This is a genomic window from Phytobacter sp. MRY16-398, from assembly GCF_003925915.1.
Lineage (GTDB): Bacteria > Pseudomonadota > Gammaproteobacteria > Enterobacterales > Enterobacteriaceae > Phytobacter > Phytobacter diazotrophicus.
This window is the reverse complement of record NZ_AP018756.1, coordinates 4,132,733-4,153,319: the sequence shown is the minus strand read 5'-3', so window position 1 is coordinate 4,153,319 and position 20,587 is coordinate 4,132,733. Positions and strand designations below refer to the sequence as shown.

Genomic DNA, 20,587 nt, shown 5'->3' with positions numbered 1-20,587 from the left:
AAGCGTATGTTATGAATTAACTTTAGCATAACAGAGATGGCAAAACTGTGATATGTGATAAATTAGTGGAATCGTTTACACAACGATATGCCACGTATTACCTGCCCAGCTAACTGATTATAAATCAGATAAATAATGACGTAATGATGCATAAATTCTGAAAATGCTTTGAAACAGAGGCGGGGGATGCCCCCGCCTGTGAAAAAACTCACTCAAACTGGTAGCGCCAGTTGTCGCCGTCCGGGACAAATTGTAAACGATGCGTGATACAAGAAGGGGCATCACTGGCATGGTGGGAGACAAACAATAATTGCGTTTCGCCTTCACCAATTAGCACATCAACAAAGCGGCGAATCAACTGACGGTTCAGCGGATCCAGCCCTTGCAGCGGCTCATCGAGGATCAGTAAGGTCGGATGTTTAACCAGCGCACGAACAATCAGCGCCAGACGCTGTTGGCCCCATGACAGGCTATGGAACGGCGCATCGGCGGTTTTCGCATTAAACCCGGCGATGTCCAGCCACTGTTGCGCCAGTTTACGCTGTTTGTCCGAAACAGCCTGATAAATGCCAATGGAGTCAAAATAGCCGGAAAGAATGACATTGCGCACGGTCGTGCTGACGCGATAGTCCAGGTGCAGGCTGCTGCTGACGTAACCGATGTGCTTCTTAATATCCCAGATGGTTTCGCCGCTGCCGCGACGGCGGCCAAAAAGGGTTAAATCGTTGCTGTAGCCTTGCGCATGATCGCCCGTTACCAGGCTGAGCAGCGTCGATTTTCCCGCGCCGTTCGGCCCGCTAATTTGCCAGTGTTCCCCTGGTCGAACGGTCCAGTTGAGATGATTGATAATCGGACGATCGTTATAGGAGACGACACCCTCTTTCAGCACAATCAGCGGCTCACCGGCGGTCAGTTGATCGCGCGCTGGCGGCGCATCTGGCTCCGGCAGCGCCATTCCCGCCAGGTTCTCGCTATGCGCCAGTTGCGCGATGAGCGCCTGCTGTAACAATGCCGCTTTTTCGCCGATTTCCGTTAGCGCGCAGTCAGCCAGCACGCCCGCATTCTGCACAAAATCCGGGATCTCATCGAAGCGGTTCAGAACCAGCACCAGGGTGTAACCTTCTGCATTAAGCTCGGCGAGGAGAAGAGCGAGATTTTGCCGTGAATGAACGTCCAGTCCGTCAAAAGGCTCGTCCAGAATCAGTAAATCAGGTTGCGACATCAGCGCCTGGCAGAGAAGTGTTTTGCGCGTCTCTCCTGTGGAAAGGTATTTAAAGCGGCGTGAGAGCAGGGACGTGATACCAAAACGTTCGGCCAACTGCTGGCAGCGCGCGGCGTCTTTGACCTCATCCTGGATGATTTCTGCGGTGGTGCGTCCGGTGTCATCTTCACCGGGGCTTAGCATATCGGTGTTATTACGTTGCCACTCTTCACTGACCAGTTTTTGCAACTGTTCGAATGAAAGACGGGTAATGCGTGAAAAGTTACTCTGGCGATCCCCTTTAAGGAGCGTCAATTCGCCAGCCAGTGCTTTAGCCAGCGCCGATTTCCCGCTACCGTTTGCACCGACAAACGCCCAGCTTTCACCCGACTGCAGCGTTAAATGATCAATCGACAGCGTCCGGGTGTCGCCAAGACGAAACGTGCCTTGCGAAATTTGCAATGATGACATTATGTATCCCATTTTTTGCAGCGATACAGACAGGGATACGTGCTGGCAGGCAACTTGTCAATCTACTTAGCACAACGTGGCGAGAATGACCTTGTCAGCATTAAAATATGCCGTGACCTCAGCCGCTTCCTTTAGATCTTGCGCCTGCTGTGCGGGCACGGTCGCACATAACTGCTGGCCGTCGGGTAGCGCCATCAGAACTTCGTACTGCAGTTCGCCACGCTCAATATGGCTGATTCGCCCACGGAGCTGATTATCGGCCTGCTGCGCAGTGGCATGGTCGGTTGTAATGCCTACCCACGGGGCTTTCAGCAGCACCAGCACCTCTTTGCCTTGCGTCAAATCCAGGCGCTGCGCGCTTTGGGCAGTAATGGCGACTTTGAGTGATGTCGTACCATCCGCCAGAAGCACATCGACATGTTGCTGTACCTGCTGGTGGTCGAGGGCGGTAATGGTGCCAAACCACTGGTTACGGGCGCTGGTTTGCAGCGAAAAACGGGAAATGGCCGCCAGCAGGCTATTCAGCGGCAGGGCATCGTCGTCGCTTAACACATCAAACGCTTTTTGCTGAATCTGACCCAGTAAATCATAGAGTTGAATAAGACGCTGACCGTAGCGGGTGATAACCGCGCCGCCGCCGCCTTTTCCCCCTGTCGCGCGTTCCACCAGCGTCTGTTCGCTGAGCTGATTCATTTCATTAATGGCATCCCAGGCACTTTTATAGCTGATGTTCGCATTCTTCGCCCCCTGGCTTATGGAACCCGTCTGTTCTATCTGTTTGAGTAAATTAATCCGGCGCGGGTCAGCGAACAGCCGTTCCTGGAGCTTAAGGGTAAGAAGAATTTCAGCCTGCATAGCGTAGTGTCCTGATGTAAAAAGAATAGTGTGAAGGAAAATCGACCTGGAGCCTAGTCTTCACCTGCACGCATTGTTTTTCTAAAGATAATGTCACAATTGTCGATAGGGGAAAGAGACACTCCACTGAAGGAACAGAATATGGCAGTTAAAAAACGCCCGGCCTTGCAAGGCGAATTGGACGGAGCCTGTGGTTTTTACGCCATCGCGAACGGCATACATTTACTGGAACCAGAACTGGCGCTCCCGGAAATCTTCCCGATAATTTTGCAGCAATACGTTTTTGATGGCGATCCAATGGGGTTTGTTAACGGCATTGCTCGCGGTTCGCTTAAAAATACCCTGAGTCGGACGATGGCGCTGTTGAACGCTGAGTATGAATTTTACGACCCGAAAACCCGCGAACAATGGCAGTTCACCTTCAGCATGCCCTACTGGCATAACGATAAACCTCGCGATCGCCGGGATATCCTCGATACGTTAAGTCTGGCGAACCATAAAGAAGGGCGCGTGATTATTCAGGCTTACGATTATAATGATGGTGAGCAGGAATATAGCCACTGGACAGTCATTTCGAAAGTGACGGACGAGGGGCTGGCCACTTGGGATTCAAGCAAAGAAGTTAAATGCATTCCATTTGATAAAATACGAGTCGATAGCATTCAACATTCGAATATTGCCCGGCCATGGAATATTCGCAGCGCGGATACGTTTGTACTGAGTCGTCAACCCTTGTAAAAGGTGACCGACGATGGCACAAAAGGCGAGTGTTTTTCTGCCAGATGCGGTTAGAATGCCCCCTTAACACTAAATGGAGTTGACCATGTTTGAGTTATTGAAAAGCTTAGTTTTTGCCGTAATCATGGTCCCTGTGGTGATGGCTATCATCCTGGGGTTGATTTATGGCCTGGGTGAGGTATTCAACCTTTTTTCAAATGTTGGTCATCGCGACCGCCCCGCGCAACGCCGCTGAATTTAAAAAACGCCCGCAATCGCGGGCGTTTTGCTATTCAAGTTCGGCATAAGCTTGCCGATATCTCATAAATCTCAGTAATTCTTGATGAGTATGACCTCACCCGGTGAATCTCTGGTAGTATCGTTATATTTCCAGTTATATAACGATACTCACAGGAGTTACAGATGACACGTACATGGTTACGCCTTTTTGCCGGGGCGACTTTATCGCTTTCTGTTGCCGGACATGCGCTGGCTGATGAAGGGAAAATTACCGTTTTTGCGGCAGCGTCGCTGACCAATGCAATGCAGGACATTGCCGCTGCGTATAAGAAAGAGAAAAACGTCGAGGTGGTCTCGTCGTTTGCTTCGTCTTCCACGCTGGCACGTCAAATCGAAGCGGGCGCGCCTGCGGACCTGTTCATTTCTGCTGACCAGAAATGGATGGATTACGCGGTTGATAAAAAGAGTATCGATACCGGCACGCGCGTAACCTTGCTGGGTAATAGCCTGGTTGTTGTGGCGCCGAAGAGCAGTGCGCAGGACGATATTACCGTTGATGCGGCCACTGACTGGGCAACCTTGTTGAAAGGCGGCCGCCTGGCGGTTGGCGATCCGGAGCATGTCCCGGCAGGTATCTATGCGAAAGAAGCGCTGCAAAAGCTGGGGGCGTGGGATAAATTGTCCCCGAGCCTGGCGCCAGCAGAAGATGTACGTAGTGCTCTGGCACTGGTTGAACGTAGCGAAGCCCCGCTGGGTATCGTCTATGGTTCTGACGCAGTGGCCAGTAAGGGCGTGAAAGTGGTCGGGACTTTCCCGGAAAACTCTCACCAGAAGGTGGAATATCCGATGGCGATTACCGAAGGTCATAAAAACGCAACGGTTAGTGCGTTCTATGACTACCTGAAAACCCCGGAAGCTTCCGCCGTGTTTAAACGTTACGGATTTACGACACACGAATGATATTAACGGATCCCGAATGGCAGGCAGTGATACTTAGCCTGAAAGTTTCATCCCTCGCAGTTGTTATTAGCTTGCCCTTTGGGATTTTCTTTGCCTGGTTACTGGTGCGCTGTACCTTTCCAGGCAAAGCCCTGCTTGACAGTCTCCTGCATCTTCCCCTGGTTCTGCCTCCGGTTGTCGTGGGGTATTTATTACTTATTGCCATGGGAAGACGTGGATTTATCGGCCAGTGGCTCTTTGACTGGTTCGGGATAACCTTCGCTTTTAGCTGGCGAGGCGCGGTGCTTGCGGCGGCGGTGATGTCCTTTCCGCTGATGGTGCGTGCCATTCGCCTGGCGCTGGAAGGCGTTGACACCAAACTCGAACAGGCCGCCCGTACCTTAGGTGCCGGGCGCTGGCGCGTGTTTATGACGATTACGCTGCCCTTAACATTGCCGGGAATTATTGTCGGCACCGTGCTGGCCTTTGCCCGTTCGCTGGGTGAATTTGGGGCGACCATCACCTTTGTCTCAAACATCCCTGGCGAAACGCGCACCATTCCTTCGGCGATGTACACCCTTATTCAGACACCCGGCGGCGAAATGGCGGCGGCGCGTTTGTGTGTGATCTCCATTATTATGGCGCTTGTCTCGCTGCTCATTTCGGAATGGCTGGCGCGCGTTAGCCGTGAACGGACCGGGAGATAACGATGCTGGAGCTGAATTTTAGTCAGACGCTGGGAACGCACCGTCTGCAGGTTGCCGAAAACCTGCCAGCCAGCGGTATCACGGCGGTATTTGGCGTATCGGGAGCGGGGAAAACCTCTCTTATCAATGCGATTAGCGGCTTAACGCGCCCGGAGCAGGGGCGTATCGTGCTCAATGATCGCGTGCTGTATGACGCTGAGAAAAAAATCTGCCTGCCGCCGGAAAAGCGCCGGGTCGGTTATGTCTTCCAGGATGCGCGCCTGTTCCCGCATTACAACGTGTTGGGCAACTTGCGCTACGGCATGGCGAAATCCATGGCCGGGCAGTTTGACAAGCTGGTGGCGCTTCTGGGGATCGAACAGCTTTTAGAGCGCCTGCCAGGCGGGCTGTCGGGTGGGGAAAAGCAACGCGTGGCGATTGGTCGCGCCCTGTTAACCGCGCCGGAATTGTTGTTGCTGGATGAGCCGTTGGCATCGCTGGATATTCCGCGTAAACGTGAGCTGTTGCCGTATCTGCAACGCCTGGCGCGGGAAATCAATATTCCTGTGCTGTATGTCAGCCACTCGCTGGATGAGATCCTGCACCTTGCCGATAAAGTGATGGTGCTGGAAGCGGGGGCGGTGAAAGCCTTTGGTAACCTCGAAGATGTCTGGGGGAGCAGCGTGATGAATCCGTGGCTACCTCAGGAGCAGCAAAGCAGTATTCTGAAAGTCAGCGTGCTGGAGCAGCATCCGCATTACGCCATGACGGCGCTGGCTCTGGGCGACCAGCATATTTGGGTGAACAGACTGGATAAGCCGCTTCAGGCTGCTGTGCGTATTCGAATTCAGGCAACGGATGTGTCGCTGGTGCTGCAACCTTCCGGCAATACCAGTATTCGTAACACTCTGCGGGCGAAAGTGGTGCAAAACTACGATCTGGACGGGCAGGTGGAAGTTCAGTTGGATGTAAGTGGAAGGACGCTGTGGGCGCGAATTAGCCCGTGGGCCAGGGATGAGCTCAATATCAAACCTGGCCTGTGGCTCTATGCACAAATTAAGAGTGTATCGATCACCGCCTGATCAGAGCAGATGGCTATAGATAAAGCTGGCAATGCTGTCGGTGGTGTTATCGCCAATCACAACGTTGGCGCGGGCTTTGACCGCGTCATCGGCATTTCCCATCGCGACCCCAAGGCCCGCCGCCTCCAGCATGCTGATGTCGTTGTAGTTGTCACCAAACGCCACCACCTCTTTCATCGACAAGCCCTGTGAGGTGACCCACTCGGTCAGGCGTTTGCCTTTGCTATTGCCCGTGCGCGCGATATCGACCTGATCATGCCATGACCACTCGCACTCCAGTCCCAGTGTTTGCTCAACCGTGTGGGCAAACTGCTTAAGTTTATTGGTGTCTTCGTCGGTCAGGGCGAATTTCCAGATAGCGTCAACGTCACTGGCGGCGGCGCGCAGCGAGTCCACCTGGGTGAAGACCGGGCGCTGTTCCGGCGGCAGAGTTTGTGCCCAGTTATTGGTGCGAATGACATGACCGGTTGGCTTTTCATAGAGCATGGCATTATCGACATACATCAGACCGTGGACATCGTGGGATTCGAGCATTTCAATCAGTTTAACGGCTTGCGAAACCGGCAGAGGATCGGCTGTTAACACTTTTTTTGCCTGATAATCATACAAATAAGTGCCATTACAGCAAATTGCAGGTGTATCAAGCGCCAGTGCCTGATAAAAAGGATGGATGGCAACGTGATGCCGCCCGGTAACAATAATTAACTGATAGCCGGCTGCTTTTGCCCGGGCAAGCGCCTCGATAGAAGAGGGGAGCAGCGTTTTTTTAGGCGTCAGTAAGGTACCGTCTAAATCCAGTGCTAATACACGCGAGGTCATGTTGTTTTCCGTGGTCAATGTTGAATTTGGCTTTTTCGGAATGGTACACCGAGTCGCGCCATGGGCAAAATTTGCGCGTGAAATTCAGCATTAACCACGAAAAAAGGCTATCCTGGTAAATTAACGCAGTATCAAGGAAAGGAGTATTCATGAAACAAACCGTTTATACCGCCAGCCCGGAAAGTCAGCAGATTCATGTCTGGCGTTTGAATCCCGAAGGCACCCTGACGCTTGTGCAGGTGGTGGATGTTCCCGGCCAGGTTCAGCCGATGGTCATAAGCCCTGATAAACGTTACCTCTACGTGGGCGTACGCCCGGAATTCCGCGTTATTGCTTACCGTATTGCGCCAGACGATGGTGCGCTGACCTATACCGCAGAAGCGTCGCTGCCAGGTAGCCCGACGCACATCTCAACCGATCACAGTGGTCGTTTCCTGTTCAGCGGTTCCTATAACGCGGGTTGTGTCAGCGTAACCCGTCTCGACGATGGCGTGCCGACCGAGACCCTGGACGTGGTAGAAGGGCTGGAAGGTTGTCATTCTGCCAATATTTCGCCTGACAATCGCACCCTGTGGGTTCCGGCGCTGAAACAAGATCGTATTTGTCTGTTTACGCTGTCCGAAGATGGCAATCTGCAACCGCAAGACCCGGCGGAAGTGACCACCGTTGAAGGGGCTGGCCCGCGCCATATCGCCTTCCATCCGAACAAACGTTTTGCCTACTGTGTGAATGAGCTGAACAGCTCTGTCGATGTATGGCAGCTTAATGATGCGCACGGCAAGATTGAATGTGTGCAGACGCTGGATATGATGCCGGCTGACTTCTCCGATACTCGCTGGGCGGCGGATATTCATATTACGCCGGATGGCCGTCACCTCTATGCCTGTGACCGTACCGCCAGCCTGATCACTGTGTTCAGCGTGTCAGAAGATGGCAGCGTACTGGCTATCGAGGGCTTCCAGCCGACAGAAACGCAGCCGCGTGGCTTTAATGTCGATCACAGCGGTAAATTCCTGATTGCGGCAGGGCAGAAATCCCACCATATCGCGTTGTATGAAATTAACGGCGAGCAGGGGTTGCTGACCGAGAAATCCCGTTATGCGGTGGGCCAGGGGCCGATGTGGGTCGTGGTTAACGCGTACTGATTTTCAGGCATAAAAAAACCTCGCCGCGGCGAGGTTTTTTCGTTTCAAAATGCTTACTTTTTCGGTTCAGCAACAACCTGGCTGCCTACGCCACGGTTGTTAAATTCCCACATGCGGTTGAAGCGCGCATCGTTCAACTGACGCTGGATATTACCTTTATCATCCACCGCGCCCGTATTACCGGCAAACGCGCGACCCGAAGCCGCAGCGGCTGCCCACGGTTTCGCCACGTTGAAGCCTTCGTTGATGACGCTATCGCGAATCACAACCTGACCGTTGGTATTGGCATCCACGTCCAGCGAGCGGCCCAGTTGCGCCACGCCATTACCGGTCGCGGTGAAGCGGCTGTTGGTCGCCAGGAAACCGAAATTAACGCTGGACAGGGTTGCCGGTGCGAACACGTAGCCTTCTTGTTGGGTACGGGAGTTCACAACGCGGAAATCGGTGTTATCAAACACAACCGCGCCGCGGCCTGCGACGATATCCACATCCCCTTCTACATAGCTGTTGGTGACCAGCGTACGGGTCTGGCGATCGTTACGCAGGGTGTTATCGACACCGCTATTGGTCACGAAGAAGGTGTTCTGGCGACCCAGGATATTGACGTTATTCAACTGAACTTTGTCGCCGTCGCTGCGGAACGCAACCGCCTGATGGTTACCGGCGTCAACGCTGTCGCCAAGGCTATTCTGGATGGTGAGGTTCTGCAGTTGCAGACCATTGTTCTGTGACCAGAAAACAGCGGAGCACATCACGCCAACGGTGGCGTTACGGTTGCTCTGGCATTTATCAAACATATACCAGGCAGGTTTACCCGGCATGTATTTGCCTGATGGATTGACCAGTTTACGCCAGGTCGTGCTGTCCATTTCAGAGTCAATAGCCAGCCCGATTTTCACGTCCAGCGGTTTTTCGCCGGTACCGTAAATGGTCACGCTGCCAGACGCCGCAGGAACATACACGGTGCCTTCGTAATCACCCGGCATCACGGCAATATACTGACGATCGCTGGAGTGTTTGTTGATGGCTGCGTCAACCGCTGCCTGAATGGTGTTGTGCGTTACGCCAGGCGTGCCCGCGGGGCCAACCACGAAGTTTGCCTGTGCAGGCAGACGGATAGCGTAAGGCTTCCACGCGGCTGCGTTCGGCGTCAGGGAGGCGAAGTAGTTATCCGCCACGAAGTTTTTCGCTTCGCCCGCCATCAGTACAGGGCGCGATGCCGTACCCGGCGCAGTTTGTTGAGAAGGCTGTTGATCCGGCGGCGTTGAGCTACAGGCGGTCAGTGTCACGCCAAAAGCCAGTGCCAGCGTCAGACGAGAAACCGAGAATGTGTTCAAGGGGTACTCCAGGCTGTGCAAGTTTAAATGATTTCGTCAGAAGCCTGCTTTTTTATACTAAGTTGAGCGAAACGGGAAGCCGATTGTGCAAATCGGCCTCAAATGAATGGTTTTTTAGCTAAAAAGGGCGGTGATGGAGGCGCTGGCGAGAGAATGGAAATGCACATTAAAGCCGACCATCGCACCGCTGGCGTCGGCATCGACCTCTATAGCCGGAACATCCAGCGCATAGACGGTAAAAATATAGCGGTGGGTTTCACCTTTTGGCGGCGCCGCGCCGCCATAACCGGCTTTGCCAAAGTCGGTTCGTGTCTGGATAGCGCCATCCGGCAGCGCGCTTATCCCTGAACCGGCTCCTTGTTGCAATACGCGGGTATCGGCGGGCAAGTTCGCGACGACCCAGTGCCACCAGCCGGACCCCGTGGGGGCATCCGGGTCGTAGCAGGTAACCACAAAACTTTTAGTTGCGGCGGGAACATCATCCCAGGCCAGATGCGGCGAAATATTGTCGCCGTCGTAGCCCATGCCATTGAAAACGTGGCGGTGGGGCAGTTTGCCCCCGTCCTGTAAATCATGACTGATCAGTTTCATTTCACCTCCTGTCAGCGATGCAGCAACTTGACGATTTCCTGTGCGGCAGCGGCCGATGACGCCGGGTTTTGCCCGGTAACCAGGTGACCGTCGGTGATTGCATACACGCCCCAGTCTTCACCGCGCTCGTACAAGCCTCCGGCCTGTTTTAACGCCTCTTCAACCAGGAATGGCACAACCTGTGTCAGGCCGACGGCTTCTTCTTCGCTATTGCTAAAACCCGTCACGCGTTTGCCCTGGACCAGTGGGCTGCCATCTGGCTTATGGGCATGGCGTAGCACGCCCGGCGCGTGGCAGACGGTTCCTACCGGCTTGCCTTCGGCCCAATATTTTTCGATAAGCGCGATAGATACAGGATGTTCTGCCAGATCCCACAGCGGACCGTGCCCGCCGGGGTAAAACACCGCTTCATAATCCCCTGCGGCGATATCACTCAGTTTGTGGGTGTTTGCCAGGGCGAGCTGTGCGGCTTTGTCTTTGCGAAAGCGCTCGGTGTCCTGGGTTTGGGCATCGGGCGCATCGCTTTTCGGATCCAGTGGCGGCTGTCCGCCTTTGGGTGTGGCAAGCGCAACCTCCAGCCCTGCATCGCGAAAAACATAATACGGTGCGGCAAATTCTTCCAGCCAGAAACCGGTCTTTTGCCCGGTGTCGCCGAGGGTGTCATGCGAGGTCAGTATCATTAAAATCGCCATTATTCCTCCTGATTCCGGGATGAGTTAACCCTCCAGAGTGTAGCATCCCGGAACCAGGCGGGCGTTAAATCAGACAATGAACATCTCGTCCATGGCGACGGCGGCATTCACGGCCTGGGTTAAGCGCGTCAACTGTTCGCGGCTTATCGCATAAGGCGGCATCAAGTAAATGAGGCGGCCAAACGGGCGGATCCACACGCCTTGCCCAACAAAGAAACGTTGCAGCGCCGCCATGTTTACAGGTCGCCTGGTCTCCACTACACCGATTGCCCCCAGTATGCGAACGTCCTCCACGTTGGCGCTATCGCTCGCCGCTGCGAGCTCGTCGCGTAACTGGCGTTCAATCGCGGCCACCTGGGATTGCCATTCACCGCTTTCCAGCAGGCCGAGACTGGCCGTTGCCGCCGCACAGGCCAGCGGATTGCCCATAAACGTCGGGCCGTGCATAAAGCAGCCCGCTTCGCCGTTGCTAATAGTCTCGGCCACATGGCGCGTCGTAAGCGTGGCGGAAAGCGTCATTGTGCCGCCGGTTAAGGCCTTGCCAAGACAGAGAATATCCGGGGCAACCCCGGCGTGTTCGCAGGCAAACAGCTTGCCGGTGCGACCAAAGCCGGTGGCAATCTCATCGGCAATCAGCAATATCCCTTCCCGGTCGCACATTTTACGGATCCGCTTAAGCCACTCAGGGTGGTACATGCGCATCCCGCCGGCGCCTTGCACGATGGGCTCAAGGATCACCGCGGCAATTTCATGGCGATGCGCCGCCATCAGGCGGGCAAAACCCACCATATCGCGCTCGTCCCATTCACCGTCGAAACGGCTTTGCGGCGCGGGGGCGAAGAGGTTTTCCGGCAGGTAGCCCTGCCACAGGCTGTGCATGGAGTTGTCCGGGTCGCACACCGACATCGCGCCAAAGGTGTCGCCGTGGTAGCCGTTACGGAAGGTGAGAAACCGCTGCCGGGGCTCGCCTTTCGCCTGCCAGTATTGCAGGGCCATTTTCATCGCCACTTCCACGGCCACCGAGCCAGAATCAGCGAGGAAAACGCACTCCAGGTTGTCCGGGGTCATCGCCACCAGCTTACGGCACAGGGCGATGGCGGGTTGGTGGGTGATGCCGCCAAACATCACGTGCGACATGGCATCAATTTGCGCTTTCATCGCCGCGTTCAGTACCGGGTGATTGTAGCCGTGAATGGCGGCCCACCAGGAAGACATCCCGTCTACCAGCCGCTCGCCGCTGGCCAGCGTCAGTTCGCATCCTTGTGCGGATTGCACCGGATAAACCGGCAGCGGAGAGGTCATGGAAGTGTACGGGTGCCAGATATGGCGCTGGTCAAAGGCAAGATCGTCCGTTGTCATAATCGACTTGTAAACCAAATTAAAAACATTTAGGTTTACAAGTATAACCCGAATCGAGATTTAACAACACCCTTTGGAGAAGCCCAATGGCTCACCAGACACGCTGGACACTGTCGCAAGTCACCTCCCTGTTTGAAAAACCGCTGCTGGAACTGCTGTTTGAAGCGCAACAGGTTCACCGCCAGCATTTTGATCCCCGCCAGGTGCAGGTCAGCACGCTACTTTCGATCAAGACCGGGGCCTGCCCGGAAGACTGTAAATACTGTCCGCAAAGCGCCCGTTATAAAACCGGGCTGGATGCAGAAAGGTTGATGGAGGTGGAACAGGTGCTGGACTCGGCCCGTAAGGCGAAAAACGCCGGTTCAACGCGCTTTTGTATGGGCGCGGCCTGGAAGAACCCGAACGATCGCGATATGCCGTATCTGGAACAGATGGTCGAAGGGGTGAAGGCAATGGGCCTGGAAGCCTGCATGACGCTCGGTACGCTCACTGACAGTCAGGCGCAGCGTCTGGCGCATGCCGGGCTCGATTACTACAACCACAACCTGGATACCTCACCGGAATTCTACGGCAACATCATCACCACCCGAACCTATCAGGAGCGCCTGGATACGCTTGATAAAGTGCGTGATGCGGGAATCAAAGTCTGCTCTGGCGGCATTGTGGGGCTGGGCGAAACGGTCACCGATCGCGCCGGGTTACTGCTGCAATTGGCAAACTTGCCCACACCGCCGGAAAGCGTACCCATCAACATGCTGGTGAAAGTGAAAGGCACGCCGCTGGCGGAAAATGAGGATGTCGACGCTTTTGATTTTATCCGTACCATCGCCGTTGCCCGTATCATGATGCCCACCTCGTATGTGCGTCTGTCCGCAGGTCGCGAGCAGATGAACGAACAGACTCAGGCCATGTGCTTTATGGCCGGGGCAAACTCCATTTTCTACGGCTGTAAGTTGCTGACCACCCCCAACCCGGAAGAGGACAAAGACCTGCAACTGTTCCGTAAGCTGGGGCTGAATCCGCAGCAGACCGGGGTGCTCAACGGCGACAGAGCGCAGCAGGAACAACTGGAACAGCAGCTCGTGCATGCGGATACCGATCAGTATTACAACGCGGCTGCGCTATGAGCTGGCAACAGCGCATCGATGAGGCGTTAGCGGACCGTCGGCAGGCCGATGCCTTGCGCACGCGCCAGTGCGTGGCGCAGGGGGCCGGGCGCTGGCTGGTTCGCGACGGGCAGCGCTATCGCAACTTCTCCAGTAACGATTATCTGGGCTTAAGCCAGCATCCGGCGGTTGTTCGCGCCTGGCAGCAGGGGGCAGATAAATACGGGGTTGGCAGCGGCGGTTCTGGTCACGTGAGCGGCTACACCCTGGCACATCAACAGCTTGAGGCCGGGCTTGCCGACTGGCTGGGGTATCCGCGCGCGCTACTGTTTATCTCGGGATTCGCTGCTAATCAGGCGGTGATTGCCGCGCTGGGTAAGAAAGAAGACCGTATTGTTGCCGACAGGCTAAGCCACGCCTCGTTGCTGGAAGCGGCCAGCCTCAGCCCGGCAGAACTACGCCGCTTTGCCCATAACGACGCCACGCATCTTGCGGCTCTGCTGGCAAAACCGATCGGTGGCGAACAACTGGTTGTTACCGAAGGGGTGTTCAGTATGGACGGCGACAGCGCGCCGCTGGCTGACATCGCCCTGGCGACCCGACAGGCAAACGGCTGGCTGATGGTCGACGATGCGCACGGTATTGGCGTATGCGGCGACGAGGGGCGCGGTAGCTGCCACGCCCGCCAGGTCGCGCCGGATATCCTGATTGTCACGTTCGGCAAAGGGGTTGGCGTGAGCGGTGCGGCGGTGCTGTGCAGCGAATCGCTGGCCGATTATCTGACACAGTTCGCCCGCCATCTGATTTACAGCACCAGTATGCCGCCCGCCCAGGCCGCGGCAATCAGCGCCTCACTTGCTGTTATTCGATCCGAAGAAGGCGCACAACGCCGCCATAAACTGAATGCGCTGATTGCGCAATTCCGTGCGGGCGCACAGGCGCAGAAACTCCAGGTAACATCATCTGACAGTGCCATTCAGCCTCTGATTGTGGGCGAAAACAGCCGTGCGCTGCACCTGGCCGCGCAGTTACGGGCGAACGGTTTTTGGGTAACCGCGATTCGCCCGCCAACCGTCCCGCCAGGTACCGCCCGGTTGCGCTTAACGCTCACTGCCGCCCATGAGCCGGAAGACATTACGCAGTTGCTGGAGATATTGCATGACGCGCGTTGATAAACAAGCCATTGCCGATACCTTCGGTCGCGCCGCCCACCGCTACGACCAACACAACGGATTGCAGCAACAAAGCGCAGAATTACTGCTTTCCCGTCTCCCTTCTGCCCCTGTTGAACAGGTGCTTGACGCTGGCTGCGGGCCGGGGTTGCTGAGTCGCTACTGGCGAGAGCAGGGGGCGCGGGTGACGGCGCTGGATATCTCTGCGCCCATGCTGGAGGAGGCCCGGCGCAGGCAGGCGGCAGAACGCTATGTGCTGGCGGATATCGAAGCCATGCCTTTTGCCCGCGCTGAATTTTGTCTTGCCTGGAGTAACCTGGCGGTGCAGTGGTGTGATGATGTGCGTCAGGCGCTGGCGGAGTTATACCGCGTGGTGCGCCCCGGTGGACATATTGCGTTTACCACCCTGGTGAGCGGCTCGTTACCTGAATTGAATGAGGCATGGCGCGCGATTGATGACCAGCGTCATGCCAATCACTTTCTGGCCGCTACGCAACTCCACGATGCGCTATCCGGCTGGCGCTATCAGGCGGGCATTGAGCCCATCACGCTCCATTTTGCGGGGGCACTGGAGGCCATGCGATCGCTTAAAGGGGTTGGGGCGACCCATCTGCATGCCGGACGCAGGCAAGGGCTTACGCGAGGGGGGCTACAACGCTTGCAACTGGCCTGGCCGCAACAGCAGGGAGCATTCCCGCTGACCTATCAACTTTTCTGGGGAGTTATCACGCGTGACTGAACGCTATTTTGTCACCGGCACGGACACCGAGGTCGGAAAAACGGTGGCGAGCTGCGCGCTTTTGCAAGCGGCAAATCTTCGGGGGCTGCGAAGTGCAGGTTACAAACCGGTGGCCTCGGGCAGTGACATGACCGCACAGGGGCTGCGCAACAGTGACGCGCTGGCTTTGCAGCACAACAGCAGCGTGATGCTCGATTACGACCAGGTAAACCCCTGGACTTTTGCTGAGCCGACATCGCCGCACATTGTCAGCGCAGAGTCCGATATGCCCATTACGCTTGAGGGGATGTCTGCCGGGCTGCGGGCGCTGGAAGCGGAGGCCGACTGGATATTGACAGAAGGGGCTGGTGGGTGGTTTACGCCGCTTTCAGAGACATTCACTTTTGCCGATTGGGTGGTGGCCGAGCGATTGCCGGTGATTCTGGTGGTGGGCGTTAAGCTTGGGTGTATTAATCATGCAATGTTGACCGCACAGGCGATAGAGCAGGCGGGGTTGCGTTTTGCAGGCTGGATTGCCAATGATGTTCAGCCGCCAGGTAAACGGCATACCGAGTATCTTGCGACGCTACGGCGCGTGTTAAAGGCACCTTTTATGGGAGAAATTCCCTGGCTTGCCCACGCGCCGTTCGCTACACAAAACGGTCATTATCTCGATCTCAACGTGCTGAATCAGGCGACATCCAGTGCGACAGAAGCTGATCGTCAAGCTGTCTGACATCCCCTTCGGCGACGTTGCGACCACGATGTAACAGACAGAAACGGTCGGCAACCCGGCGTATAAACGACAGATGTTGTTCGGCCAGCAGGATAGTCATACCGAAATCCTGGTTGAGCCGGACAAGTAAATTGCCGAGTTTATGGATAAACGCCTGTCCAAGCCCGCGTGTGGGTTCGTCCAGAATCAACAGCCGCGGGCGATTGACGAGCGCGCGCGCCATCGCCAGTTGGTGTTGATTATCCTCAGACAGCCCAGCGCCTTTCACCTGACGTAGCCCGTAGAGTTCGGGAAACAGGTCATAGATCTCACGATTGACGGTACTGCGCGGTTCACCAGAGGCCAGCATGGCGATATGCAAATTCTCCTCAACGGTCATTTGTGAAAATATCCGCCTGTCCTGGGGAACATAGCCTATGCCCATTGCGCTGCGATGCTCCGCCTGCAGGTTGAGTAAATCCCTGGGCGGCGCCCCCGCTTCTTGCCAGACCATGCTACCGCTCTCCACGGGCAGATAACCGGTAATGCAATTGATAAGCGTCGTCTTGCCCATCCCTGGGAGGCCAATAACAGAGGTGCATACACCGGGGGAGAGGTCGAGGTCGACATTCCACAGCGTATGTTGATTGCCGTAATACTGATTGACTGCACGTAAACTCAACACGGTTCGCTCCTTATCTCTGATCGGGTGACAGAGAAGATGTTGTAAAAGTCTGTGCAAAAGCCTTGCCAGAACCTAAAAGCGAGATTTTTTTCGGAACCCGCTGATGAATAAGAGAGTAAAAGTGCTTTTTGCGGCTGGCAGGCGAAAATATATGCTCTTTGACAGTGCCAGGGATGGTGGGAAATGGTGCAGTCAATTGGTGAAATGTGAGCAGGATCGCATGATAATTCACCGATTCGTTAGCAGATATTCTGCGAAAATAAGCGAGAAAATTTTTTTATTGACCTCAAAGAGGCTGCCAGGTGGTTTTTGGCGACAGGCGAGGCATATGGGCTGGAAGCAGTTATCCACTATTCCTGTGGATAACCTTGTGCATTAGAGTTAGAAAAAGTGCGAGAAGCGAGTAAATACGCGGCTTGCGCCTGAATTGCTGCGAAAGGCGTCTTTTGAGATATTCCTTTATTTTTTAATTAGTTAAATAAAAGCAATCCTTGTAAGAAATCTGTCACCCACTGCCACAAAACTTTCATTACCTGTCTTGACAAGTGTTAAAAAAGGAAATGTTCTGGGGATAACCCGCTTTTGCTGGTGTTTTGTACCGTCCCAGATGATTTTCGAGGTGTGCTCATCGTGCCGGGCCAGTGAGTAGAAGAGATTCCTGATTATGCCACTGTTTTTACATCCAGTATTTTTTATTGGCAAATCTCGCTGTGGTGAGTAAAATTACTTTCCTGCCCGCTCATTCCTTCATCAGGTAGCCGTCCATGAGTAAACCATTCAAACTGAATTCCGCTTTTCGTCCCTCCGGCGATCAGCCAGAAGCTATTCGTCGCCTGGAAGAAGGGCTCGAAGACGGACTGGCTCATCAGACTTTGCTGGGCGTTACCGGTTCAGGGAAAACGTTCACCGTGGCGAATGTGATTGCCGATTTACAGCGCCCGACGATGGTGCTGGCGCCGAACAAGACCCTTGCGGCACAGTTGTATGGCGAAATGAAAGAGTTCTTCCCGGATAACGCGGTGGAATATTTCGTCTCTTACTACGACTACTATCAGCCGGAAGCCTATGTGCCGAGTTCGGACACGTTTATTGAAAAAGATGCCTCGGTGAACGAACACATTGAGCAGATGCGTCTGTCGGCCACCAAGGCGCTGCTTGAACGTCGGGATGTGATTGTGGTGGCATCGGTCTCCGCGATTTACGGCCTGGGCGATCCGGACCTGTACCTGAAGATGATGCTGCACCTGACAAAAGGGATGATCATCGATCAACGCTCCATACTGCGTCGGCTGGCGGAGCTGCAGTACACCCGCAATGATCAGGCGTTTCAGCGCGGTACCTTTCGCGTGCGCGGCGAAGTGATCGATATCTTCCCGGCAGAATCGGACGATATTGCCCTGCGCGTTGAGCTGTTTGATGAAGAAGTTGAGCGTCTGTCGCTGTTTGATCCGCTGACCGGGCACGTTGAGTCGACCATCCAGCGTTTTACGGTCTATCCCAAAACTCACTACGTCACGCCGCGTGAGCGCATCGTTCAGGCGATGGAAGAGATCAAGGTTGAGCTGGCCGACCGGCGCAAAGTGCTGCTGGAGAATAATAAGCTGCTGGAAGAACAGCGGCTGACCCAGCGCACCCAGTTTGATCTGGAAATGATGAATGAATTGGGCTATTGCTCCGGCATCGAAAACTATTCGCGCTACCTTTCCGGGCGCGGGCCGGGCGAGCCGCCGCCGACGCTGTTTGATTACCTTCCGGCGGATGGCCTGCTGGTGATTGATGAATCCCACGTCACCATTCCGCAAATTGGCGGTATGTTCCGCGGCGACCGCGCGCGTAAAGAGACGCTGGTGGAGTACGGTTTCCGTCTGCCGTCAGCGCTGGATAACCGCCCACTGAAATTCGAAGAGTTCGAAGCGCTGGCACCGCAAACCATCTATGTATCGGCGACGCCGGGCAACTATGAGCTGGAAAAATCCGGTGGCGATGTGATTGACCAGGTTGTGCGCCCGACCGGCTTGCTCGATCCGATTATCGAAGTGCGACCGGTGGCAACCCAGGTGGACGATCTGCTCTCCGAGATCCGCATACGCGCTGCCATTAACGAGCGCGTGCTGGTCACGACACTGACCAAACGCATGGCGGAAGATCTGACCGAATATCTGGAAGAACACGGTGAGCGGGTGCGTTACCTGCACTCCGACATTGATACGGTCGAACGTATGGAGATTATCCGCGATCTACGCCTTGGCGAGTTCGATGTGCTGGTGGGCATCAACTTGTTACGTGAGGGGCTGGATATGCCGGAAGTGTCGCTGGTGGCAATTCTGGATGCGGATAAAGAAGGGTTCCTGCGTTCTGAGCGTTCGCTGATTCAGACCATTGGTCGTGCGGCGCGTAACGTCAACGGGAAGGCCATTCTCTACGGCGATAAAATTACCCCATCCATGGCGAAGGCGATGGGGGAAACCGAGCGTCGTCGCGAGAAACAGCAGCAGTACAACGAAGAACACGGCATCACCCCGCAGGGGTTGAACAAAAAAGTGGTGGATATTCTGAGCCTCGGCGAAAGCCTGGCGAAGACCAAAGGCAAAGGTCGCGGTAAATCGCGCACACCGGCTCAGGTGGAAGCTGCCGAACTGGCGTTAACCCCGAAAGCGCTGCAGCAGAAAATTCACGAGCTGGAAGGGCAGATGATGCAACATGCGCAGAATCTGGAATTCGAAGAGGCGGCGAAATGCCGCGATCAACTGCATCAACTGCGGGAATTGTTTATTGCCGCCTCGTAACACGATGCCGCTCACGAAATTGACCTGTACATCTTAATGTTTGCTTAATGAAAGCCGATTACTCTCCTGTGAAAAATCAGGAGAGTATCTATGCACAAAGAAAATCTGGCTCAGTATCTGGCCGTTGCCCTGTCCCTCGCCATTATCATCGGTTTTACCCATCTCTGGGTGCTGTCTTACTGAGTTCCCCTTAACGTGCAATGGGGTTGAGTTTCACCCATGCGCGAACACCGGGGCCAGGCTGACGGTTGTGCAAGAAGAATTGCGCGTCATGAAGCTGCGCGATGCGTGAAACGATACTCAATCCAAGCCCTGAACCACCGTAGCGACTATCCATTCGCACAAAAGCTTTGCTTAACTCTCCGCTGCGGGATTCATCCACGCCTGAACCCTCATCTTCCACCGACAGCACCGGCGTCGGGCCAGCGATAAGGCTCACGGTAATGGTGGTGCCGGGCGGGCTGTACCGGTGGGCGTTTTCCACCAGATTTCGCAGCAGCACTTGCAGGAGTGTGGCATCGCCTGCCACGGCGATATCTTCTTTCATTTCCGGCAACTGTAAGTGCTGCTGACGGGTGTGCAGCATTCTCTCCAGCTCACTGTGGACAGGCATGACCACATCTTCCATCAGCATCACCTGCTGATAGCTGCCAGCGGAAAAAGATTGCCCGACGCGGGCGAGTTGTAGCAACTGGGCAATATTTTCGGTCATCTGGTCCAGCCGCTGGAGCAGGGGGGCGACATCCAGAGCATGGCTTTTTGCCATCAACTCCAGGTGCAGACGCAGACCTGCCAGCGGCGTACGCAACTCATGGGCTACGTCGGCGGTAAACAGACGTTCGCGATCCAGTGTGACGGTAAGGCGTGAAACCAGTTGATTGATGGCAGAGGCAACGGCTTCGATCTCACGGACCGGGTTTTCCAGAACGATGGGTTCAAGGTTGCCCGGCGCACGCGCATCCAGCTCGCGCTGTAATGCTGAAAGAGGGCGGGTTATGGTTTTCAAGGCCTTAAAACAGAGCAGCAGGGCGAGACCAATGATCAGCAGGCTTGGCACCAGCAGACTGGCGACCGCCTCGTGCACTTCATGCTCCACCTGTTTGTGGTTGTTATGGCTGTGAATCGCGCTTTCCACCAATAGCTGGACTTGCTCTTTGCTCTCATGCCATAGCCAGAACACGCTGACCAGTTGACACACCACCAGAATGGCTCCGACGGTGAGCAGCAAGCGGCTTCGCATTGACCAATTCCTGAACTGAAAGATCGCCATG

20 protein-coding genes are annotated in these 20,587 nt (G+C 55.1%); 11 read left to right on the top strand and 9 right to left on the bottom strand.

The window, feature by feature from the left end:
• Window positions 1-208 precede the first annotated feature (208 nt).
• Both modF and modE read right to left on the bottom strand, forming a co-directional pair.
• On the bottom strand, window positions 209-1,672 hold the full coding sequence (modF, locus tag MRY16398_RS20410; protein ID WP_125125089.1) for a molybdate ABC transporter ATP-binding protein ModF: 1,464 nt from the start codon (window positions 1,670-1,672) through the stop codon (window positions 209-211).
• 66 nt (window positions 1,673-1,738) lie between these two features.
• On the bottom strand, window positions 1,739-2,527 hold the full coding sequence (modE, locus tag MRY16398_RS20405) for a molybdenum-dependent transcriptional regulator (RefSeq protein WP_039077257.1): 789 nt from the start codon (window positions 2,525-2,527) through the stop codon (window positions 1,739-1,741).
• Window positions 2,528-2,668: 141 nt separating this feature from the next.
• Between modE and MRY16398_RS20400 the strand changes: the two genes are divergently transcribed.
• From MRY16398_RS20400 to modC, 5 genes are all read left to right on the top strand, one after another.
• Window positions 2,669-3,265 (top strand): hypothetical protein, encoded by a 597-nt coding sequence (locus tag MRY16398_RS20400; protein ID WP_039077256.1) that lies wholly within the window; start codon window positions 2,669-2,671, stop codon window positions 3,263-3,265.
• A gap of 85 nt (window positions 3,266-3,350) precedes the next feature.
• The gene (locus MRY16398_RS20395; protein WP_039077255.1) at window positions 3,351-3,500 is read left to right on the top strand and encodes an AcrZ family multidrug efflux pump-associated protein; all 150 of its coding nucleotides are present in this window, start codon (window positions 3,351-3,353) and stop codon (window positions 3,498-3,500) included.
• A 167-nt stretch (window positions 3,501-3,667) separates the two neighbouring features.
• Window positions 3,668-4,444 (top strand): molybdate ABC transporter substrate-binding protein, encoded by a 777-nt coding sequence (modA, locus tag MRY16398_RS20390; RefSeq protein ID WP_079498625.1) that lies wholly within the window; start codon window positions 3,668-3,670, stop codon window positions 4,442-4,444.
• Window positions 4,441-5,130, top strand: coding sequence for a molybdate ABC transporter permease subunit (gene modB / locus MRY16398_RS20385; RefSeq protein WP_125125088.1), 690 nt, complete (start codon window positions 4,441-4,443; stop codon window positions 5,128-5,130). Before modA ends, modB begins: the two co-directional genes overlap by 4 nt.
• Before the next feature lie 2 nt (window positions 5,131-5,132).
• Window positions 5,133-6,191 (top strand): molybdenum ABC transporter ATP-binding protein ModC, encoded by a 1,059-nt coding sequence (gene modC / locus MRY16398_RS20380; protein WP_039077252.1) that lies wholly within the window; start codon window positions 5,133-5,135, stop codon window positions 6,189-6,191.
• On the opposite strand, the gene MRY16398_RS20375 is transcribed toward modC, so the two are convergent.
• A complete protein-coding gene (locus tag MRY16398_RS20375; protein ID WP_071195583.1) occupies window positions 6,192-7,010 on the bottom strand; it encodes a pyridoxal phosphatase in 819 nt (272 codons plus the stop codon).
• 149 nt (window positions 7,011-7,159) lie between these two features.
• Between MRY16398_RS20375 and pgl the strand changes: the two genes are divergently transcribed.
• Window positions 7,160-8,155: a 6-phosphogluconolactonase gene (pgl, locus tag MRY16398_RS20370; protein ID WP_125125087.1), complete on the top strand. Its 996-nt coding sequence runs from the start codon at window positions 7,160-7,162 to the stop codon at window positions 8,153-8,155.
• Window positions 8,156-8,208: 53 nt separating this feature from the next.
• On the opposite strand, the gene MRY16398_RS20365 is transcribed toward pgl, so the two are convergent.
• The 4 genes from MRY16398_RS20365 to bioA all read right to left on the bottom strand — a co-directional run bounded on the left by MRY16398_RS20365 (window position 8,209) and on the right by bioA (window position 12,134).
• Entirely contained in the window at window positions 8,209-9,492 is a 1,284-nt protein-coding gene (locus MRY16398_RS20365) for a putative acyl-CoA thioester hydrolase (protein ID WP_125125086.1), read from the bottom strand.
• A gap of 114 nt (window positions 9,493-9,606) precedes the next feature.
• Entirely contained in the window at window positions 9,607-10,083 is a 477-nt protein-coding gene (locus MRY16398_RS20360) for a kinase inhibitor (RefSeq protein WP_039077248.1), read from the bottom strand.
• Window positions 10,084-10,094: 11 nt separating this feature from the next.
• On the bottom strand, window positions 10,095-10,775 hold the full coding sequence (locus tag MRY16398_RS20355) for a type 1 glutamine amidotransferase domain-containing protein (protein WP_125125085.1): 681 nt from the start codon (window positions 10,773-10,775) through the stop codon (window positions 10,095-10,097).
• 69 nt (window positions 10,776-10,844) lie between these two features.
• On the bottom strand, window positions 10,845-12,134 hold the full coding sequence (gene bioA, locus MRY16398_RS20350) for an adenosylmethionine--8-amino-7-oxononanoate transaminase (RefSeq protein ID WP_125125084.1): 1,290 nt from the start codon (window positions 12,132-12,134) through the stop codon (window positions 10,845-10,847).
• 86 nt (window positions 12,135-12,220) lie between these two features.
• Here bioA and bioB point away from each other — a divergent pair, with 86 nt between their 5' ends.
• The 4 genes from bioB to bioD are packed head-to-tail and all read left to right on the top strand — an operon-like array spanning window position 12,221 to window position 15,866.
• Window positions 12,221-13,261 (top strand): biotin synthase BioB, encoded by a 1,041-nt coding sequence (gene bioB / locus MRY16398_RS20345; RefSeq protein WP_039077245.1) that lies wholly within the window; start codon window positions 12,221-12,223, stop codon window positions 13,259-13,261.
• The gene (gene bioF / locus MRY16398_RS20340; RefSeq protein WP_125125083.1) at window positions 13,258-14,412 is read left to right on the top strand and encodes an 8-amino-7-oxononanoate synthase; all 1,155 of its coding nucleotides are present in this window, start codon (window positions 13,258-13,260) and stop codon (window positions 14,410-14,412) included. Before bioB ends, bioF begins: the two co-directional genes overlap by 4 nt.
• The gene (gene bioC, locus MRY16398_RS20335; protein ID WP_071195586.1) at window positions 14,399-15,151 is read left to right on the top strand and encodes a malonyl-ACP O-methyltransferase BioC; all 753 of its coding nucleotides are present in this window, start codon (window positions 14,399-14,401) and stop codon (window positions 15,149-15,151) included. The genes bioF and bioC overlap by 14 nt, the downstream gene beginning before the upstream one ends.
• On the top strand, window positions 15,144-15,866 hold the full coding sequence (bioD, locus tag MRY16398_RS20330) for a dethiobiotin synthase (protein ID WP_071195587.1): 723 nt from the start codon (window positions 15,144-15,146) through the stop codon (window positions 15,864-15,866). Before bioC ends, bioD begins: the two co-directional genes overlap by 8 nt.
• Here bioD and MRY16398_RS20325 read toward each other — a convergent pair.
• Window positions 15,808-16,530 carry an ABC transporter ATP-binding protein gene (locus MRY16398_RS20325; RefSeq protein ID WP_039077241.1) on the bottom strand — a complete coding sequence of 241 codons (723 nt, stop codon included), beginning with the start codon at window positions 16,528-16,530 and terminating at the stop codon, window positions 15,808-15,810. The genes bioD and MRY16398_RS20325 overlap by 59 nt on opposite strands.
• 764 nt (window positions 16,531-17,294) lie before the next feature.
• On the opposite strand from MRY16398_RS20325, the gene uvrB reads away from it, so the two are divergent.
• Entirely contained in the window at window positions 17,295-19,316 is a 2,022-nt protein-coding gene (gene uvrB / locus MRY16398_RS20320) for an excinuclease ABC subunit UvrB (protein WP_039077239.1), read from the top strand.
• Window positions 19,317-19,506: 190 nt separating this feature from the next.
• On the opposite strand, the gene pmrB is transcribed toward uvrB, so the two are convergent.
• Window positions 19,507-20,586: a two-component system sensor histidine kinase PmrB gene (pmrB, locus tag MRY16398_RS20315; protein ID WP_125125082.1), complete on the bottom strand. Its 1,080-nt coding sequence runs from the start codon at window positions 20,584-20,586 to the stop codon at window positions 19,507-19,509.
• Between the last annotated feature and the right edge of the window lies 1 nt (window position 20,587).

Bases quoted from the DNA above. Each gene is read 5' to 3' on its own strand.
- modB (WP_125125088.1), top strand. From the start codon at position 4,441: ATGATATTAACGGATCCCGAATGGCAGGCAGTGATACTTAGCCTGAAA.
- bioC (WP_071195586.1), top strand. From the start codon at position 14,399: ATGACGCGCGTTGATAAACAAGCCATTGCCGATACCTTCGGTCGCGCC.
- modF (WP_125125089.1), bottom strand. From the start codon at position 1,672: ATGTCATCATTGCAAATTTCGCAAGGCACGTTTCGTCTTGGCGACACC.
- pgl (WP_125125087.1), top strand. From the start codon at position 7,160: ATGAAACAAACCGTTTATACCGCCAGCCCGGAAAGTCAGCAGATTCAT.
- bioB (WP_039077245.1), top strand. From the start codon at position 12,221: ATGGCTCACCAGACACGCTGGACACTGTCGCAAGTCACCTCCCTGTTT.
- MRY16398_RS20375 (WP_071195583.1), bottom strand. From the start codon at position 7,010: ATGACCTCGCGTGTATTAGCACTGGATTTAGACGGTACCTTACTGACG.
- modC (WP_039077252.1), top strand. From the start codon at position 5,133: ATGCTGGAGCTGAATTTTAGTCAGACGCTGGGAACGCACCGTCTGCAG.
- bioA (WP_125125084.1), bottom strand. From the start codon at position 12,134: ATGACAACGGACGATCTTGCCTTTGACCAGCGCCATATCTGGCACCCG.
- MRY16398_RS20395 (WP_039077255.1), top strand. From the start codon at position 3,351: ATGTTTGAGTTATTGAAAAGCTTAGTTTTTGCCGTAATCATGGTCCCT.
- uvrB (WP_039077239.1), top strand. From the start codon at position 17,295: ATGAGTAAACCATTCAAACTGAATTCCGCTTTTCGTCCCTCCGGCGAT.
- MRY16398_RS20360 (WP_039077248.1), bottom strand. From the start codon at position 10,083: ATGAAACTGATCAGTCATGATTTACAGGACGGGGGCAAACTGCCCCAC.
- MRY16398_RS20400 (WP_039077256.1), top strand. From the start codon at position 2,669: ATGGCAGTTAAAAAACGCCCGGCCTTGCAAGGCGAATTGGACGGAGCC.
- MRY16398_RS20355 (WP_125125085.1), bottom strand. From the start codon at position 10,775: ATGGCGATTTTAATGATACTGACCTCGCATGACACCCTCGGCGACACC.
- pmrB (WP_125125082.1), bottom strand. From the start codon at position 20,586: ATGGCGATCTTTCAGTTCAGGAATTGGTCAATGCGAAGCCGCTTGCTG.
- modE (WP_039077257.1), bottom strand. From the start codon at position 2,527: ATGCAGGCTGAAATTCTTCTTACCCTTAAGCTCCAGGAACGGCTGTTC.
- bioF (WP_125125083.1), top strand. From the start codon at position 13,258: ATGAGCTGGCAACAGCGCATCGATGAGGCGTTAGCGGACCGTCGGCAG.
- modA (WP_079498625.1), top strand. From the start codon at position 3,668: ATGACACGTACATGGTTACGCCTTTTTGCCGGGGCGACTTTATCGCTT.